This is a genomic window from Helicobacter sp. 13S00482-2, from assembly GCF_002272795.1.
GTDB lineage: Bacteria > Campylobacterota > Campylobacteria > Campylobacterales > Helicobacteraceae > Helicobacter_J.
Window position 1 is genome coordinate 1 of the sequence record NZ_MLAT01000067.1, and the last position, 704, is coordinate 704.

Consider the following 704-nt stretch of genomic DNA (forward strand, 5'->3'; position numbering starts at 1 on the left):
CTAGAGCTAGACTCAAAACAAGTGATTTGGTTTTGATAGAACACAAGGTTTTAAAGAATGAAGGTGCGGAGCTTGGAGGTGTAGATCTAGCAGATGCGGGGCTAGATAATGCATCAGAAGATTCAAACTTAGCAAAATCAGATCTTGAAGATGCAGGGCTTGAAGATGTAGATCTAGATAATGCATCAGATTTGTAAAAATCAGATCTTGAATTTGCAGATCTTGAAGAATCAAACTTAGCAAAATCAGATCTTGAAGATGCAGATCTTGAAGAATCAAATCTAGCAAAATCAGAGCTAGCAGATGTAGATCTTGAAGATGCATCAGATTTGTAAAAATCAGATCTTGAAGATGCGGGGCTAGAAACTCCAAATCTAGAAGATGTAGGGCTTGAAACTCCAAACTCAGAAGTTGCATCAGAAGAATCAAATCCGCTAGGTAATTCAGATCTAGAAGATCCAAACTCAGAAACTTCAGATCCTGAATACGGAGAGAATCTAAAAGATGCAGTAGGGCTTGAAACTTCAAACTCAGAAGATGCGGGGCTAGATAATGCATCAGAAGAATCAAACTTAGCAAAATCAGATCTAAACGACTTAGATCTTAAAACTCTAGATCCAAACGATGATTCAAACCCGCTAGGTAACTCAGATCCTACAACTCCACATTGTTTGAGAAAATCAGGATTTGAAGAAGAAGGTTTT

At 37.8% G+C, this 704-nt stretch carries 1 protein-coding gene; it reads right to left on the reverse strand.

Translation table 11 applies throughout. The features are described from left to right. Positions 1–704, reverse strand: a 704-nt coding sequence (locus BKH42_RS09910) for a hypothetical protein (RefSeq protein ID WP_257874303.1), incomplete at both ends; no start/stop codon positions are given.